The sequence below is a fragment of the Rhodococcus sp. NPDC049939 genome, from assembly GCF_040656415.1.
Classification (GTDB): domain Bacteria; phylum Actinomycetota; class Actinomycetes; order Mycobacteriales; family Mycobacteriaceae; genus Rhodococcus_F.
The window spans coordinates 41,178-57,137 of sequence record NZ_JBFAMC010000004.1 but is presented as its reverse complement, the minus strand read 5'-3'; the positions used below and the strand labels follow the sequence as shown (position 1 = coordinate 57,137).

General features: G+C 63.7%; 13 protein-coding genes. 8 read left to right on the top strand and 5 right to left on the bottom strand.

Features of this window, described 5'->3' with window-relative positions:
* Positions 1 to 1,285 precede the first annotated feature (1,285 nt).
* The 4 genes from groL to AB0I57_RS15140 all read right to left on the bottom strand — a co-directional run bounded on the left by groL (position 1,286) and on the right by AB0I57_RS15140 (position 5,692).
* Positions 1,286 to 2,911, bottom strand: coding sequence for a chaperonin GroEL (gene groL / locus AB0I57_RS15155; RefSeq protein ID WP_358336609.1), 1,626 nt, complete (start codon positions 2,909 to 2,911; stop codon positions 1,286 to 1,288).
* Between the two features lie 227 nt (positions 2,912 to 3,138).
* Positions 3,139 to 3,687 (bottom strand): DUF6764 family protein, encoded by a 549-nt coding sequence (locus AB0I57_RS15150; protein ID WP_358336606.1) that lies wholly within the window; start codon positions 3,685 to 3,687, stop codon positions 3,139 to 3,141.
* A 99-nt stretch (positions 3,688 to 3,786) separates the two neighbouring features.
* Positions 3,787 to 4,566: an HAD-IIA family hydrolase gene (locus AB0I57_RS15145; protein ID WP_358336603.1), complete on the bottom strand. Its 780-nt coding sequence runs from the start codon at positions 4,564 to 4,566 to the stop codon at positions 3,787 to 3,789.
* A gap of 124 nt (positions 4,567 to 4,690) precedes the next feature.
* Positions 4,691 to 5,692 (bottom strand): zinc-binding alcohol dehydrogenase family protein, encoded by a 1,002-nt coding sequence (locus AB0I57_RS15140; protein ID WP_358337500.1) that lies wholly within the window; start codon positions 5,690 to 5,692, stop codon positions 4,691 to 4,693.
* A 127-nt stretch (positions 5,693 to 5,819) separates the two neighbouring features.
* Here AB0I57_RS15140 and AB0I57_RS15135 point away from each other — a divergent pair, with 127 nt between their 5' ends.
* From AB0I57_RS15135 to AB0I57_RS15100, 8 genes are all read left to right on the top strand, one after another.
* Positions 5,820 to 6,983 (top strand): helix-turn-helix domain-containing protein, encoded by a 1,164-nt coding sequence (locus AB0I57_RS15135; protein WP_358336600.1) that lies wholly within the window; start codon positions 5,820 to 5,822, stop codon positions 6,981 to 6,983.
* Positions 6,984 to 7,068: 85 nt separating this feature from the next.
* A complete protein-coding gene (locus AB0I57_RS15130) occupies positions 7,069 to 8,325 on the top strand; it encodes an FAD-dependent oxidoreductase (protein ID WP_358336597.1) in 1,257 nt (418 codons plus the stop codon).
* Positions 8,326 to 8,758: 433 nt separating this feature from the next.
* Positions 8,759 to 9,214: an SRPBCC family protein gene (locus tag AB0I57_RS15125; protein ID WP_358336594.1), complete on the top strand. Its 456-nt coding sequence runs from the start codon at positions 8,759 to 8,761 to the stop codon at positions 9,212 to 9,214.
* A 187-nt stretch (positions 9,215 to 9,401) separates the two neighbouring features.
* Positions 9,402 to 9,875 (top strand): SRPBCC family protein, encoded by a 474-nt coding sequence (locus tag AB0I57_RS15120; protein ID WP_358336591.1) that lies wholly within the window; start codon positions 9,402 to 9,404, stop codon positions 9,873 to 9,875.
* Positions 9,876 to 10,050: 175 nt separating this feature from the next.
* Positions 10,051 to 10,764, top strand: a complete 714-nt coding sequence (locus tag AB0I57_RS15115; protein WP_358336589.1) for a phosphatidylserine decarboxylase — start codon at positions 10,051 to 10,053, stop codon at positions 10,762 to 10,764.
* Positions 10,761 to 11,621 (top strand): CDP-diacylglycerol--serine O-phosphatidyltransferase, encoded by an 861-nt coding sequence (gene pssA, locus AB0I57_RS15110; protein ID WP_358336586.1) that lies wholly within the window; start codon positions 10,761 to 10,763, stop codon positions 11,619 to 11,621. The genes AB0I57_RS15115 and pssA overlap by 4 nt, the downstream gene beginning before the upstream one ends.
* Positions 11,622 to 11,747: 126 nt before the next feature.
* Positions 11,748 to 13,934 carry an AAA family ATPase gene (locus tag AB0I57_RS15105; protein WP_358336583.1) on the top strand — a complete coding sequence of 729 codons (2,187 nt, stop codon included), beginning with the start codon at positions 11,748 to 11,750 and terminating at the stop codon, positions 13,932 to 13,934.
* Positions 13,935 to 14,010: 76 nt separating this feature from the next.
* Positions 14,011 to 15,396 carry a hypothetical protein gene (locus AB0I57_RS15100; RefSeq protein ID WP_358336580.1) on the top strand — a complete coding sequence of 462 codons (1,386 nt, stop codon included), beginning with the start codon at positions 14,011 to 14,013 and terminating at the stop codon, positions 15,394 to 15,396.
* Here AB0I57_RS15100 and AB0I57_RS15095 read toward each other — a convergent pair.
* Entirely contained in the window at positions 15,393 to 15,803 is a 411-nt protein-coding gene (locus tag AB0I57_RS15095; RefSeq protein WP_358336577.1) for an NUDIX domain-containing protein, read from the bottom strand. The genes AB0I57_RS15100 and AB0I57_RS15095 overlap by 4 nt on opposite strands.
* Between the last annotated feature and the right edge of the window lie 157 nt (positions 15,804 to 15,960).

The following is a 15,960-nucleotide window of genomic DNA, read 5'->3' as shown; positions in this document are numbered from 1 at the left end:
CAAGCTTCCCATGTGTACTCCTGTTGATTGATCTTCAGCAACGGAATTCATGCATCCATTGCTTGCGTTCGAACCTTGTGTGTTGTGCATCAGCTGACTCCAGCGCCTCCAGCGATGCTGGCATAACACTGAGGCAACCGAAACGATCAACTCTGCTGTGCCCCTAGGAGAAATCCACCACCACAGCCGAGTCGAGGCCTATCGGCTCGTCAGCCTTCCAGCGACCCACCGATAATCGTCGGCATCAAAGCGAAGATTCCCTGTAGAAGTGCTGAAATCGCACTGATACCGCCGCTCAAGCTTCCCATTGTTTCCTCCATCATCTGGACGCACGTGCGTCAGTTCGTCGGATTTTGCATGCCGGCAACGCCGGGGATTGGTTCGATCAGCTGAATTGGTCCACCGAACCAATGAGCTGCCCGAAGATGAAGTTGATGACCTCGGTGATCGTGGTGCTTCCCATAACGCCTCCTGGTAGTCGTTGCGCAGCAACGTATTTCAAGTTCCCCGTTACCGCCGATCACATTAAATCATCGATCCGGAGAATCCGTAGGAAAATTGGAAACTATTTTGCTGCAACATTTTCCAAGACATTTGTCCAAGAGCGGCTCGTCACTATCACGACCGGCCCAACATGCACAAGGATGAAAATTGGCAGCAGAGCTACTGCTGCAGAGAAGGATTGGAGAAGTCGAGGATCTGGAGCTTTCTCACGGCCGAATCTCGTCAGGCGGGCAAGGCAGGTGATGATTCGTACCTTGGCCACTAGCTCCCCCTTGCCGTCCAGCCTCGCCGGCTCACCTCCGATTCAACCGGACCCAAGGGGCCGTACGAACCAGGAAGCTCCGAAACGAGCAAGATGAACATGCCTTTGCAGGAAACGCCCGCAACGTTCTTCGTTCGAGTTCACGACATGCGCAGAACCATCCGGTTCACCCATCCGGTTCGGCAAATGAGTGTGCCACCAACGCCATTGCGCGCTCGAAACGTCGCACGTGCATGTACAGCAATTCGTTTCCCTGTTCTGTCGTACCGACGCAGCAACCATCCAGCGAAGTCATCTGGGAGGCTGCCGGATATTTATACCGCTGTTTCTCACCACATGAGACCAGAACGAGAGAATCAGTTGCATGGCTGGTCAGCGCGAGTAGAACTCGAGGTCGGACACAAGAAAGGGCCCGGAACACCGTGAGGTGTCCCGGGCCCTTTCTGTGGCACTTCGGGCCTGCTTGTGGTAGCTGAGTCCGTGGGACTCCTCAGTCACTCGCAGGAGGCGTAGCCGCCTTTAGAAGTCCATACCACCCATGCCGCCGGTGGGATCGGCGACCGGTGCCGCGGCCTTCTCCGGCTTGTCAGCGACGACGGCCTCGGTGGTGAGGAACAGAGCCGCAATGGACGCTGCGTTCTGCAGGGCCGAGCGGGTGACCTTGACCGGGTCGTTGATGCCGGCTTCGAGCAGGTCGCCGTACTCGTTGGTCGAAGCGTTGAGTCCGTGACTTGCGGGCAAGTTGCGAACCTTCTCGGCAACGACGCCGGGCTCGAGGCCCGCGTTGAGCGCGATCTGCTTCAGCGGTGATTCGAGGGCGACGCGAACGATGTTCGCACCGGTGGCCTCGTCACCTTCGAGCTTCAGGTCGTCCAGAGCCGGAGCAGACTGCAGCAGGGCCACGCCGCCACCGGCGACGATGCCCTCTTCGACAGCAGCCTTGGCGTTACGCACGGCATCCTCGATGCGGTGCTTGCGCTCCTTCAGCTCGACCTCGGTAGCGGCACCTGCCTTGATGACAGCGACGCCACCGGCCAGCTTGGCCAAGCGCTCCTGCAGCTTCTCGCGGTCGTAGTCGGAGTCGCTGTTGTCGATCTCGGCGCGGATCTGGCTGACGCGACCGGCGATGGCGTCGGAGTCGCCCGCGCCCTCGACGATGGTGGTCTCGTCCTTGGTGACGACGACCTTGCGAGCCTGGCCGAGAAGCTCGAGCCCAGCCGTCTCGAGGGAGAGGCCGACCTCTTCGCTGATGACCTCGCCACCGGTGAGGATGGCAATGTCAGCGAGCTGAGCCTTGCGGCGGTCACCGAAGCCGGGCGCCTTGACGGCGACGGACTTGAAGGTGCCGCGAATCTTGTTGACCACGAGGGTGGAAAGCGCCTCGCCCTCGACGTCCTCGGCGATGATCAGCAGCGGCTTGCCGGACTGGATTACCTTCTCCAGCAGCGGCAGCAGGTCCTTGACGGTTGAGATCTTGGAGCTCACGAGCAGGATGTAAGCGTCCTCGAGGACGGCTTCCTGTCGCTCGGCGTCGGTGGCGAAGTATGCCGAGATGTAGCCCTTGTCGAAGCGCATACCCTCGGTGAGTTCGAGCTGCAGGCCGAAGGTATTGGACTCCTCGACCGTGATGACGCCTTCCTTACCGACCTTGTCCATAGCCTCGGCGATGAGCTCACCGATGGACGGGTCGCCTGCGGAGATACCCGCGGTAGCAGCGATCTGCTCCTTGGTGTCGATCTCTTTGGCGGTGTCGAGCAGCGTGGCGGTAACAGCCTCGACAGCCTTCTCGATGCCACGCTTGAGACCGAGCGGGTTGGCGCCGGCAGCAACGTTGCGCAGACCCTCGCGAACGAGAGCCTGGGCGAGAACGGTCGCGGTGGTGGTTCCGTCGCCGGCGACGTCGTCAGTCTTCTTGGCGACCTCCTTGACCAGCTCGGCACCGATCTTCTCGTAGGGGTCCTCGAGCTCGATCTCCTTGGCGATGGACACGCCATCGTTGGTGATCGTGGGAGCGCCCCACTTCTTCTCGAGCACGACGTTGCGACCCTTGGGTCCCAACGTCACCTTGACTGCGTCGGCGAGGGAGTTGAGTCCTCGCTCGAGGCCGCGGCGAGCCTCTTCGTCGAACGCGATGATCTTGGCCATTGCGAAGTGATCCTCCGGATTCGGGGTGACACACAGGACGACCGCTGGGCGGGTCGACCCATTTGCACTGCGGCCGGGGTCAGTGCCCGCGACGGACGACCAGGGGTGTCTGTGGTACCCGGCCTCACCGTCCCGACCTGGCACTCACGTGTCGCGAGTGCCAACTGCATTCTTAGCACTCGAGAGAGGCGAGTGCAACGTCGACACGGAACCGCCAGGCGGGGCGGTTAGCGCATCGCGCAGAACTGACCGGTGCTGAGGTCGAATGCGAGAGACAGCGCGCCGACACAGTCGACGCCGGTGGGATCGACCGTCGCACCTGACCCCCAACCGGCGATCGCGACCGTAGTGGCGCCGTCGACCGCAGCGGAACGAGCGATGCCTCCTCCGAGTGAAATCGCGTATGCCTGACCCGAACGCGTCGAGGTACCGAGCGAGGTTCCGTAGCCGTTCGCGAAGGTGGTCGTGGACGAACCCTCACCGTTGGAGACACTCACCGCCGTGCCACTGTCCATTGCCGATGCGCGGGCGAAACCGGCGTCTGTCGCCTTGGCTCCGCAACTCGCGGTGTCCGATACCTGGATGTCGTTGTCGGACGGCGGCGAGACGCACATGACGGGAGCGGCTGCGGCAACCCCTCCACCGGCGACCGAGATTCCCGCCGCAATACTCACGCCCAGCGCCGTCGCTGCTCCCACACGCACAAGCCGTCGGCCGAGCAGAGAAGAGACGCGAGCAAGAGTGGCCGATACGGCGGACGAGGAGACAGCGAGCATGGAAGCTCCTTCTGGGAGAGTCGAATTAGAGGAAGTCTCGCGAGACTACCCCTTCACGTCCTGCTGGTTCTACACATCCGGCTGGTTCTTCAACGGCGGTCAGGCAAATTCGTCGAGGAGCTCCGGGAGTTGCGCAATGGAGTCGATGACATGATCCGGTCGCTGCTGCGACAGATCCAAAATCGACTGTCGAAACTTGCCCGTCCGCACCAGCGCACCTATGAGTCCGACCCTTTGAGCGGCCAGGACGTCACCCGTCAGATCGTCGCCGACCATCATCGTCAGATCGGGTTCTGTGCCCATCAGTTCGGTGGCCGTGAGAAATGCTGCGAGCGACGGCTTACCCACCGAGACAACGTTGGTGCCGGCAACCTCCTCCATCCCCGGAAGGTAGGTACCGACATCGATGAGTAGCCCGTCACGGGTGGCCCAGGTAGTGCCGCGGTGCATCGCGACGACGGGGACACCGTCGAGCATCAACTCCACCACGCGACTGAGCGCACGGTGAGTGAATTCCGGGCCTGCACCACCAAGGATCACCACCTGCGGGTCGTCCTCGTCCAACTCGATACCTGACAGGTCAGCCGCGACATCGCCGCTGTTGAGGAGCCAGGCCCTTTGCCCCGGATACGTCGCCGATACGTACTCTGCGGTGAGCCGGGCCGCAGTTACGATCTCGCCGGATTCGGCCTCGATGCCTGCGGCTCGCAGTGAATCCGCGATTGCGTCGCAGGTACGCGAGGTCGTATTGGTGAGGTAGGCGCAGGCGAGGCCGCGTTCGTGAACCTCTCGCACAGCCGCGGCAGCGCCGTCGATCGGGTGCCACGACGTGACCAGCACCCCGTCGATGTCGAGCAGAACGCCCTTGACGCCAGCCATGCACCGAGCCTATCCGCGCCAGAGCTGGGGCGGGCGGGGAAAGCGAACCCTCCGACGAGATCGAGCGTCGTCAATATGACGGTGTCCATGCTGGACATCACGTCGCCCGTGAATCTGTTCCTCTCTACATCTCGAGAACCGCTGCACCACTGAACTTTCCGTCGGACAAGTCGCGCAAGGCACGATCTGCCCGGTCGAATCGATACGAGTGGATATCGATCGTCAACCGACGTTCCGCCGCGATGCGCAGGAACTCGACAGCGTCCGCGCGTGTATTGGCGGTGACACTCCGGATCTGTCGCTCCCGGAACAGGTGCTTCTGGTAGTCGAGCTCTGGGATGTTGGTCAGATGGATTCCCGCAATCGCCAGAGTGCCACCATCGGCGAGCGCTTCCATTGCGGTGGGCACCAGATCTCCGACCGGAGCGAAGAGAATCGCCGCGTCCAGTGGTTCGGGTGGCACGTCGCGTACCGCCTGCACGGACGCCGCTCCGAGACGCTTCGCCAGCGCGCGCGCCTCGACCCCCCGTGTCATCACGTGGACCCGCGCTCCCCTTGCCAGCGCTACCTGGGCGGTCAGGTGGGCGCTGCCTCCGAATCCGTAGATCCCGAGCGCACCACCCTCCGGCACGGCGGCGCGTTCGAGCGCGCGGTAGCCGATGATTCCGGCGCACAGCAGAGGCGCAAGTTCGCTCTCGCCATAGCCGCCAGGCAGAGCCAGCGCATAGTCAGCGGGCACGGTGGCGAACTCCGCGTATCCGCCATCGGCGTCCCATCCCGTGTACTGCGACTGTCTGCACAGATTCTCGGCGCCCCGGCGGCACGCCGCGCAGCGCCCGCAGGTGAAGCGAAGCCATGCGATACCTACCCGATCCCCGGGAGAGAAATCACCCGACACCGAATCACCCAGTGCGGCAATTTCACCGACTACCTCATGACCTGGAATCACCCGAGGGCGATGGACCGGGAGATCCCCCTCGGTCACATGGAGATCGGTTCGGCACACACCGCACGCCAACACTCTGACCAGCAATTCGCCTGGACGCGGCTCCGGAATCGCCTCACTCACCCATTCCAATGGGTGACCCGAAACGGGGCCTGGATCGATAACGCGCCACGCGGACATCGACCCTGATCTGCCCAGCACCGTTGCCATGTCTATAACAATGCTCCGATCCGAAAGCGCTCGCCAGCGCAATCAGGTAATTCGGACCGTGCATTATCTTCGTCTTCTCGAGGCTAGGCTCCTGGTCATGGACCTACGCGGTGAGGACCTGTTCGCAGTGGCGGAGTCACTGGCCGAACTCATCGGCGCCCCAGTCACGATCGAAGACGAGAACTCGACCGTTCTCGCCTACTCGACTGGTGAGCAGTCGGTGGACGAAGCCCGCGTCGACACAATCCTGAGACGCCAGGTGCCAGACCGGCTGCGGCAGCTACTCACCGAGGCCGGGGTGTTCGAGCGGTTGTACCACGACACCGATGTCCTCTATGTCGACCTGCACCTACCTGAGGTATTGCCACGCGCGGCGATCGCGGTGCGAGATGGCGACCGGCCGATCGGGTCCATCTGGGCAGCGATGAAATCAGCTCCCACCGCCATGCAGGAATCGATCCTGCGATCCGCGGTCCCCGTCGTCGCCGAACACATCGCGGCGGAGCGGGATCGAGGGGACCTGACGCGCCGGCTACAGGCCGATCGTGTCCGTGCACTGATCAACGGGGGTGAGCCCGCTTCGAGAGCCGCCGGAGCGCTTGGAGTGGAGGGACGGCTGACGGTAGCTGCCGCCGCACCCCTTGTCGTAGGACGATCGTTGCCGTCCGGAGTGCTTTCCGCCCTCACCCTGTACCTCGAGGCGCTGGCTGTCGATTCGGTCGCCGCCCAGTTCGACGACGTCATCTACGTGGTGATCGGTGCATCCGAGTCGGATGTCCGGCGCCTCGCCGAGGACTTCCTCGGGCGGGCCCGAAGTGGGTCCGAATTCGTGGTTGCGGTCGGGCGTGAAGTGAACACGGCCAGTCAGGCACACCTATCGAAAGGTGACGCGGACTGGGTGCTCACCGCCCTGCAGCACGCACGGGCAGGCGGCGTTGTCGGGACCATGAAAGAGAACCTCGCCTCGGTACTGGCCTTACGCGCGGCCGACATCTTCGACGGGCTCGGCGTTCTCACTCCGCTTGCCGCACTTGCCCGACACGACGAGCAGCACGGCACAGATCTGGTGGCCACAGCCCGCGCCTTCCTGTCCCGAGGCGGCGACGTCTCCGCCTCCGCGGCCGCGTTGCACGTGCACCCGAACACCCTGCGGAACCGGCTCCGGCGTTGCACCGACTCATGCGGAGTCGACCTCACCGATGCGGACACCAGGCTCATCTTGATGTTGCACCTGAAACTGGTCGGATTGCGGGACCACTGACCCCTGTGCGATCGCACAGGGGGCCTTGTCCGGCACTGGCCGAACGGCCAATCCCTGACCGCCGTTACCGACCGATTATTGACTTATGAGCGCAGACAAACACCCGGGCCATGTCGCGATCGTCGGTGCCGGAATCGTCGGATTGTCGACGGCATGGTTTCTTCAAGAGCGCGACGTCCGCGTCACCATTGTCGATCGGAAGGGCGTCGCAGGCGACTCGTCGTGGGGCAACGCCGGATGGCTGGCACCCGCACTGACGTTGCCGCTCCCCGAGCCTGCGGTCCTGAAGTACGGGCTGCGGGCAATGCTGAATCCATCCTCCCCCGTGTATGTCCCGCTCCCCCCCGACGCCCACCTCCTCCGCTTCCTCGCCGGCTTCGCCCGGCACTGCACCACCTCCCGCTGGGAGTCCGCCATGAAGGTGTACGCCCAAGTGAACCGGATGTCGCTGGGCGCGTACGACGAACTCGCGGATGGCGGCGTGCGGGAACAGACGCACCTGGCCGACCCGTTTCTCGTCGGGTTCAAGTCGAACGAAGAACGAGAACCGCTCATCAATGAGTTCCAGCACCTCGAAGCCGCGGGTGGGGAGGTCGAGTACGACCGCCTCGACGGGGAGGAGATTCGATCTCTCGAACCGTGCCTCGACGAGAGCATCCGATCCGGTCTCCGCCTGCGCAACCAACGCTTCATCGATCCTCCTCGCTTCGTGCACTCCCTGGCCGATGCCGTGCTGGCCCGAGGCGGCGAGATCGTATCCGGCTTCGATGTCGCGGCAATCCGCGACGGGGAACACGGAGGCGTCCGACTGTTTTCACGCACAGCCGATTCTGTTTCCGCCGATTCCGTCGTCCTCTCCAGCGGTGCAAGGCTGAACGCGCTCGCCCGCTCATTCGGTGTTCGCGCACTCGTTCAAGCCGGCCGCGGCTACAGTTTCAGCGTCCAACCCGCTCAGATGCCTAAGAACCCGGTCTACTTTCCTGTTCAGCGGGTAGCGTGCACTCCATTGCACGATCGCTTCCGCGTCGCCGGAATGATGGAATTCCGCAGTCCCGATGCTCCACTCGACTCACGCCGCGTCCGGGTCATTGTCGAATCCGCGAAATCCATGCTCACCGGTATCGACTGGGAATCCCGCCAGGAAGAATGGGTCGGGTCCAGGCCCTGCACTACTGACGGACTTCCACTCATCGGTGCCACACGCTCGCCCCGAGTCCACGTGGCAGGCGGGCATGGAATGTGGGGCATCGCCCTGGGGCCGCTCACTGGTCGCATGATGGCCGAATCCCTGACCGGCGACCAGGTTCCCGACGTCATGCGGAATTTCGACCCTCTGCGGTAAAGGCCGGAATCAGGCCCTGGCGAACCTGACCGCAGGCCTGCACGAGTCGGTCTACCGTTTGCGGCGAATCTCCTCGATCTCATTGGGAGTCAGGAGGCGTTCGAGTTTTTCACTCGGCCACGAGGACGGACGGCCTTGCATACGGGCTGACTCGAGCAGAGGGACAGACCTACGATTCCGTCGAAGGATCGAATACACCTTCACGACAAATCACTTCCGAAACCAACTCGACAATTTCCTTATGCAAACTTTCGTCTACATTGGGCTCATCGTCAACCCTCCCTTTTGGTTACACCAATTTTCGACAATCCGAGCAGTGGGGCCGCCATCGCCCAACGTGGTCTGCCCGCACACGTACCCGCCGGCGGCGCCTACGATGGCGCGAAGGTAGTCGTAACCGTCCGTATCACCTTTATCCGACTGGAGACAGCCGATGGCCAACCCCCTCGAAGCCAAGATCGATATCGCCGCGACCCCACAGGAAGTGTGGGCGATCGTGTCCGATCTGAAGAGGATGAGCGAGTGGAGCCCTCAGTGCCGCCAGATGCGTGTCATCGGCGGCACCATTCGAAAAGGCACGAGAACCTTCAACATCAACCGCAAGGGCTTCATCGTCTGGCCGACGACGTCCAAGGTCGTGAGGTTCGAGCCCAGCAAGGAGATCGCGTTCCGCATCCCCGAGAACGGCGCCGTGTGGTCGTACGAACTCGAGCCCATCGCCGGCGGAACCACGGTCATCGAGCGCCGCGAGGTACCGACCGACGTGTCCAAGCTGTCGCAGTTCATGGTCAAGACCTTCTTCGGCAGCAATGACGACTTCGAGGCCGATCTCATCAATGGCATGAACACGACGCTCGCCCGCATCAAGTCGGAAGCCGAGAGCAAGTAACGCGGCGACGGTCGCCGGGTCGAGGTGCAACCCTCCCCGTTTGGTTGCACCAATTCTCGATAACCCACCCGATCGCGCGGAAACAACCCCACGTGGCCTGACGCACACGTACCGGTACGCGGCACCTACGATGACGCGGAAGTAACCGTAACCGTCCGTATCGCCTTTATCCGACTGGAGACGGCCGATGGCCAACCCCCTCGAAGCCAAAATCGACATTGCCGCGACCCCTCAGGAAGTGTGGACGGTCGTGTCCGATCTGAAGAGGATGGGCGAGTGGAGCCCTCAGTGCCGCCAAATGCATGTCTTCGGCGGCGTCGTTCGAAAAGGCACCAGAACCTTCAACGTCAACCGCAAGGGGTTCATCGTCTGGCCGACGACGTCCGAGGTCGTGAGGTTCGAGCCCAACAAGGAGATCGCGTTCCGCATCCTCGAGCATGGCGCCATGTGGTCGTACGAACTCGAGCCCATCGCCGGCGGAACCACGGTCATGGAACGACGCGAGATGCCGACCGACGTGTCCACGCTGTCGCGGTTGGTCAAGACCGTCTTCGGCGGCGTCAAGACCTTGTTCGGCGACAATGACGACTCCGAGGTCGACCGCATCGATGACATGAATACGACGCTCGAACGCATCAAGGCGGAGGTCGAGCGCAAGTAGCACAGCTCAACCGTCGCCGGGCAAGCCAACTCTCCGCGGCGGTCCTTTGGCACGTCAGGCTCGCCGCGTGCCGTACTCTCTCCTGATGCCGCTCTGCCGGTAAGGCTCACGTAATCTGTGAGGGCTACCGGCAACGCGCAGGCAGCACGTCCGTTCGACACAGTAAGAGGAGCCCGTGGCACGCAAGCCCACACCACCCGGAACCCCGCCAACCACCGGACCAGGGCACATCGCCGACCTTGTTCGCGGAGCCGTACCACCCCTCCATCCAGCTGGACTGCCCTTCGTGCTCGCCCCCCTGGGTGTCGCGGTCCTCGGGCGCAAGCGCACGTGGGTCCGCCGCGGGGCACTCGCTACCGCAGCGGCATGCGCTACGTTCTTCCGGCATCCACACCGCGTGCCGCCCAACCGCGTCGGTGTAGTGGTCGCGCCCGCCGACGGGGAGGTCGCGCTCGTCGACTCGGCGGTTCCACCGAGCGAACTCGAGATGGGCACCGAACCGCTGCCCCGTGTCAGCATTTTCCTGTCAGTTCTGGATGTGCATGTGCAGCGCAGCCCAGTCGGCGGCGTCGTGCAGAAGGTTGTCCACCGAGCCGGGCAATTCCTTTCAGCCGACCTCGCCGATGCCAGCGAGGTCAACGAGCGCAACAGCATGCTGCTGCACACACCCGCAGGCCACGACATTGCCGTCGTGCAGATCGCGGGACTGCTCGCTCGCAGGATCATCTGCGACGCCAAGGTGGGTGACACGCTTCCGATCGGCGACACATACGGCCTGATCCGCTTCGGCTCCCGCGTCGACACCTACTTCCCCGCAGGAACCAAACTGCTCGCTGAGCGTGGACAGCGGACGATCGGCGGCGAGACCGTCATCGCTCAACTGCCGTGATTGCCAGCGCAAGACAACAACGGCGGGGCAGACCTTTACAGGCGGTTCGGCTTCTGCCGAGTGTGGTCACGATCCTGGCCCTCTGCGCCGGCCTGTCCGGCGTCAAATTCGCGCTCGACGGTGATCTCGGCAGAGCACTCGCGATGATAGGTGCGGCTGCTGTGCTGGACTCCCTCGACGGGCGGATCGCGCGACTTCTCGACGCCACCAGCAAGATGGGCGCCGAACTGGATTCGCTGGCTGATTCCATCTCGTTCGGCGTCGCCCCCGCCCTCATTCTCTACGTAACACTGTTGGACGGTCAGAGTTTCGGGTGGATCATCGCGCTGATCTACGCGGTCAGCATCGTGCTGCGACTGGCGCGGTTCAACACGTTGCTCGACGTAGACGACACACCAGGTTACGAAAATGAGTACTTCACCGGTGTCCCCTCGCCGGCAGGCGCACTGGTCGCGCTGACCCCGCTGGCTGCCACAGCTCAGTGGGGTGAGGGGTGGTGGTCGTCGTATCCGGTCGTCGTGACTTGGACTGTGCTCACCGCCGCACTGATCGTCAGCAGAATCCCGACGTTGGCGCTCAAGACCATATCCGTGCCCCCACGGATGGCTGCAGGACTCCTCGTACTGGTGGCACTTGCGGCGGCAGCCCTGGTGACCTACCCATACATCTTGCTGATCGCCCTGATCGCGGCTTACCTCCTTCACATTCCGTTCGCGGTCCGTTCCAAGCGCTGGGTGGCCGCCCGACCGGAGACTTGGGACATCAAGCCGTCCGAGCGGCGCGCCATTCGCCGCCAGCCCGCCGCACGCGGGCGAAGGTCGGCGGCCCGGCTCGGGTTGCGTCGCCCCCGTGCTTGACAGGGCGCCCCGCACCCGCGCCAGATAGGGCCCCCGCTCCCGTGCCAGATAGGCGCCCCGCACCCGTGCCAGATAAGGCGCCCCGCGCCTGTGCCCGGCGGGGCGCCCCGCACGTAGGCTCAACGAGTGACCTCACCGGAACTCACCCTCACAGTCCGATTGAACACTTCGGCCGCCGACACTCGACGTGGCGTGGTGCGACTGCATCCGGAAGCCCTGGCGGCCCTCGGTATCCGCGAGTGGGACGCAATTTCACTGATCGGTGCCCGCCGGACCGCGGCCGTCGCCGGTCATGCACCAGCCGGGATCCCCACCGGGACCGCGCTCCTCGACGACGTGACGATGTCCAACACGGGACTGTCGGAGAACAGCACCGTCGTCGTCGCGCCGACGACGGTTTACGGCGGAAAGACCGTTACGGTCAGCGGTTCGAACATGGCTGTCAACTCCGTTTCCGACATCACTCTGCGTCATGCCCTGCTAGGTAAGGTCCTCACCGTCGGCGACACCGTTTCCTTGCTCCCCCGCGATCTCGGCCCGGGAACCAGCACCCTTCCTGCTACGCAAGCACTCTCGCGGACGTTCGGCATCTCCTGGACCACAGAGTTGCTCACTGTGACCGGGGTCGATCCGGCCGGAGGTCCGGTAAGCGTGCAACCGAATACGGCCGTCTATTGGGCGGAGGGTTTGCGCGCCACGGAGACACGATCCGTCCCTTCCGCGCCGCCCGCGGAAACCGCTGAGGTACCTGCGGTTCCGGTCGAGGACTTGATCGGCGCCGAGGCACAGGCGGCAAAGCTGACCGAATGGCTGGAGCTGGCGCTCGACGAACCTGAACTGCTCCGGAAACTAGGTGCCTCACCTCATCTGGGTGTGCTGGTGACCGGTCCAGCGGGAGTTGGAAAGGCAACTTTCGCCCGTTCGACGCTTTCTTCGCACCGGGTCGTGGAACTCGACGGACCGAGCGTAGGCGCGCTGGAGGCTGATTCACGGGTGCAGAGGGTCACAGCCGCCGCCGAGTCGATCCGTTCCGGAGGCGTCCTGTTGATCACCGACATCGATGCCCTCCTTCCCGCCACTCCCGAACCGGCGTCAGCACTGATCGTCGATCAACTCCGCCGTGCGGTCGAGACTGTAGGGGTAGCGTTCGTTGCCACGACGGCGCATCCCGAATCCGTCGACAACCGACTACGTGGGCAAGACCTCTGTGATCGCGAGCTTGCCCTCACCCTGCCCAGCGCCGCCACACGAAAGGCTCTGCTGGAACTGCTTCTGCGGAGAGTCCCTACCGACACGTTGGCCCTCGACGCGATTGTTGCCCGCACACCGGGGTTCGTTGTCGCCGACCTCGCCGCGCTGTGTCGGGAAGCGGCCCTGCGCGCCGCATCGCGCGCCGTCAAGAACCCGGCCGACCCAGTACTTGCCCAGGAAGATCTACTCGGCGCCCTCGAGGTGATCCGCCCACTGTCTCGATCGGGCAGCGAGGAACTCGCGGTCGGCAGTCTCACACTCGATGACGTCGGGGACATGGCAGAGACGAAACGGGAGCTGACAGAGGCGGTTCTGTGGCCGCTGCAGCACCCGGATTCTTTCGCGCGACTAGGTGTGGATCCCCCGCGAGGGGTCCTGCTCTATGGGCCGCCCGGCTGCGGCAAGACGTATCTCGTCAGGGCGCTGGCAAGTTCGGGTCACCTGAGTGTGCACGCCGTCAAGGGCGCCGAACTGATGGACAAGTGGGTGGGTGCGTCCGAGAAGGCTGTGCGCGAACTGTTCCAGCGAGCGCGCGATTCGGCGCCGTCGCTGATTTTCCTGGATGAACTGGATGCCCTGGCTCCACGACGCGGCCAAAGTTCCGACTCAGGGGTGTCCGACCGGGTGGTGGCTGCGCTCCTGACCGAACTCGACGGCGTCGAACCGCTGCGCGACGTGGTGGTCCTCGGAGCTACCAACCGGCCCGACCTCATCGACCCTGCACTGCTACGTCCGGGCAGGCTCGAACGACTTGTGTTCGTACCACCACCGGACAGCGACGCCCGGCGCGCGATCCTGCAGGCATCGGCAAAGTCCGTTCCCCTAGCCGACGATGTCGACTTGGACTTCCTCGCGGATGACCTCGACCGATACTCTGCGGCTGACTGCTCGGCACTGCTGCGCGAAGCCGCGCTGGCCGCGATGCGCCGCGACATCGATGCGGCCGACGTCACCGCGGCCGATGTGGCCGATGCACGCGAAAAGGTCCGGCCCTCGCTCGATCCCGACCAAGTTGCGCATCTGAAGGACTATGCCGAGTCGCGCAGGCAGATTCGCGACTAGGTCGAACGCAGGACGTGTTCGGGGTCGACGCCGGGTTTGCGCTGTCGATGCCCAATCGCTCGAGTACGGTAAAAAAATGGACATCCGGGCACCCATCTCGGCTGCGGCTGCCGCCGCTTCGGCAGGGCTGGCCGGTTTCGTCCTCACCAATCCCCGTAACCGAGCGTGGGCAATCAACGCGTCGGATCGCGAGATCGACCGATGGCTCAGCAGCCAGCCGACTGGTGCCGTGGTGGCCCTGGTCCTGGCCGTTGCCACCGTCGCCGGACTACAGCGAGCCGGCTCGCGGCGAGCATCGTGGCTGTTGGCTGCCGTCTGCACACTCGTTCTGATAGGCGTGCGCTGGGCAGTGCCCTACGTGAGCGGAATCGACGCCTTGATCGCCCTGCAATACACCAAGACCGCCGCGGCGGGGATCCTGATGGGTTCGACCGTCGCTGCAGTGTGGGGTCGTTGGGCTCAGCAAGTGGCGCTGACCTTCGGCGCCGCGACAGCGTTCGTCCTGGCAAGTGTGCATCGATTGCCCCGCGCGGGCGCCGACTACCTGGAACCGGCGATCCGAAGCACGTCCACCATCGGCGAACCGCCGCTCTGGCTGTTACTCGGTGCTCTCGTTCTTGCGCTCCTGGCGGCTATCGCGGCTCAGTCCAAATATCGGGTGCAAACACCCGAGCACACCATCGTTTTGACCGCTTTGGTCGGGGCACTGACCCTTGCGGTTCTCAACCGAGTGCTCGCGGCGTGGATCGACGACCAGGAATTCGGCCAGCCCATGACGATTTGGCTGATCGTCGCGTTGTCCCTTGCACTGATACTGGTCGGTACTGCAGTGATCGCGCACAGATTCACCTATGTCGACGGACGCTTCCTGCTGGCCGCGACCGGTGTGACCGCTGCCGCCGTGCCCGTCCTGGACGACCTTAGGGCGCAACCAGTGGCGACACCCGCATCGACCGTGTTCGTGGTCGGCCTCGTCGCACTGGTGGTGGGAATGGGCGTCGCGGTCCTGGTCCCGCCGAACCGCCGCAGACCCGAGTGGGGGCTCTACCTCGCCGCCCTGGTGCCGCTGGTGTCTGCCATCTGGCCCGCATTCGGTGAGGGCAGTGTCACACTCCTGCTCGAACTGTTCGTCCTGAACGTCGGGTTGGGCTTCGCGCTCGTGGCCGCCCTCCCCGTTTCCGCGACCGTCGCCGCGCTCGGATTGGTTCTGCCATTCGCGTCGCTCGTGTTCGTGTCCGCGATCACCATTCCACGCAGCAGGGTCGTCTACCAGGTTGAATACGATTCGCTGGGCCAGATGATGGTAACCACCGGCCTCAACGTCCGGTTGCCGTCATCGCCTGCCTCCGCGGAATCGTCCGACCACCTCACGGGGGTGGCAATGCTGCTCGTGGTCGGCTTCTGTATCTATTGGGTGCGCAAGAACCACAGTGCATGGAGCAACACCGAGCCACGGGGTTAGTCGAGCAGCCCGAGAGACTGCAACCGCCGGAACACCAACATCGAACCCGGGGCCACCTCGGGCATAGCCGCGTACTCGTCAACGGTGAAGTACCGCAATTCGGCGATCTCACTCGTCGGCCGGGGTTCTTCGTTGAGCTGGGCGAGGAAGCAAGTCATATGCAGGTCGGTACCCACAGGATGCCCGTAGGCCGGAGCTTCGAAGACGCCCAATGGCTCCAGGGTGCCTGCCACTATTGTCGCGTCGAGTTCCTCGAGGATCTCCCGATGCAGCGCTTGTTCGGCATCCTCGCCCGGGTCGATTTTTCCGCCCGCCATGTAGAACGCGGACTTCCCCACTGACCTGGTCTGGAGGAGTCTCCGGTTGCAGATGTGGGCGAGCGCGGCGGTTCGGATTTCTGCAGGCATCCGCTCAAGATAGAGCAGTCCCTGACGCGGTTCGCAACATGCTTCGCCGAGTTTCGCGTTCATGGTTGCAACCAGACGAACCAGTACGATGAATGTGACACCCGACTCACCGACCGTTCGGATGCTTTACACGAAGTTTGTGCCGACACCCCGCTGA

Bases quoted from the DNA above. Each gene is read 5' to 3' on its own strand.
- groL (WP_358336609.1), bottom strand. From the start codon at position 2,911: ATGGCCAAGATCATCGCGTTCGACGAAGAGGCTCGCCGCGGCCTCGAG.
- AB0I57_RS15150 (WP_358336606.1), bottom strand. From the start codon at position 3,687: ATGCTCGCTGTCTCCTCGTCCGCCGTATCGGCCACTCTTGCTCGCGTC.
- AB0I57_RS15145 (WP_358336603.1), bottom strand. From the start codon at position 4,566: ATGGCTGGCGTCAAGGGCGTTCTGCTCGACATCGACGGGGTGCTGGTC.
- AB0I57_RS15140 (WP_358337500.1), bottom strand. From the start codon at position 5,692: ATGTCCGCGTGGCGCGTTATCGATCCAGGCCCCGTTTCGGGTCACCCA.
- AB0I57_RS15135 (WP_358336600.1), top strand. From the start codon at position 5,820: ATGGACCTACGCGGTGAGGACCTGTTCGCAGTGGCGGAGTCACTGGCC.
- AB0I57_RS15130 (WP_358336597.1), top strand. From the start codon at position 7,069: ATGAGCGCAGACAAACACCCGGGCCATGTCGCGATCGTCGGTGCCGGA.
- AB0I57_RS15125 (WP_358336594.1), top strand. From the start codon at position 8,759: ATGGCCAACCCCCTCGAAGCCAAGATCGATATCGCCGCGACCCCACAG.
- AB0I57_RS15120 (WP_358336591.1), top strand. From the start codon at position 9,402: ATGGCCAACCCCCTCGAAGCCAAAATCGACATTGCCGCGACCCCTCAG.
- AB0I57_RS15100 (WP_358336580.1), top strand. From the start codon at position 14,011: ATGGACATCCGGGCACCCATCTCGGCTGCGGCTGCCGCCGCTTCGGCA.
- AB0I57_RS15095 (WP_358336577.1), bottom strand. From the start codon at position 15,803: ATGCCTGCAGAAATCCGAACCGCCGCGCTCGCCCACATCTGCAACCGG.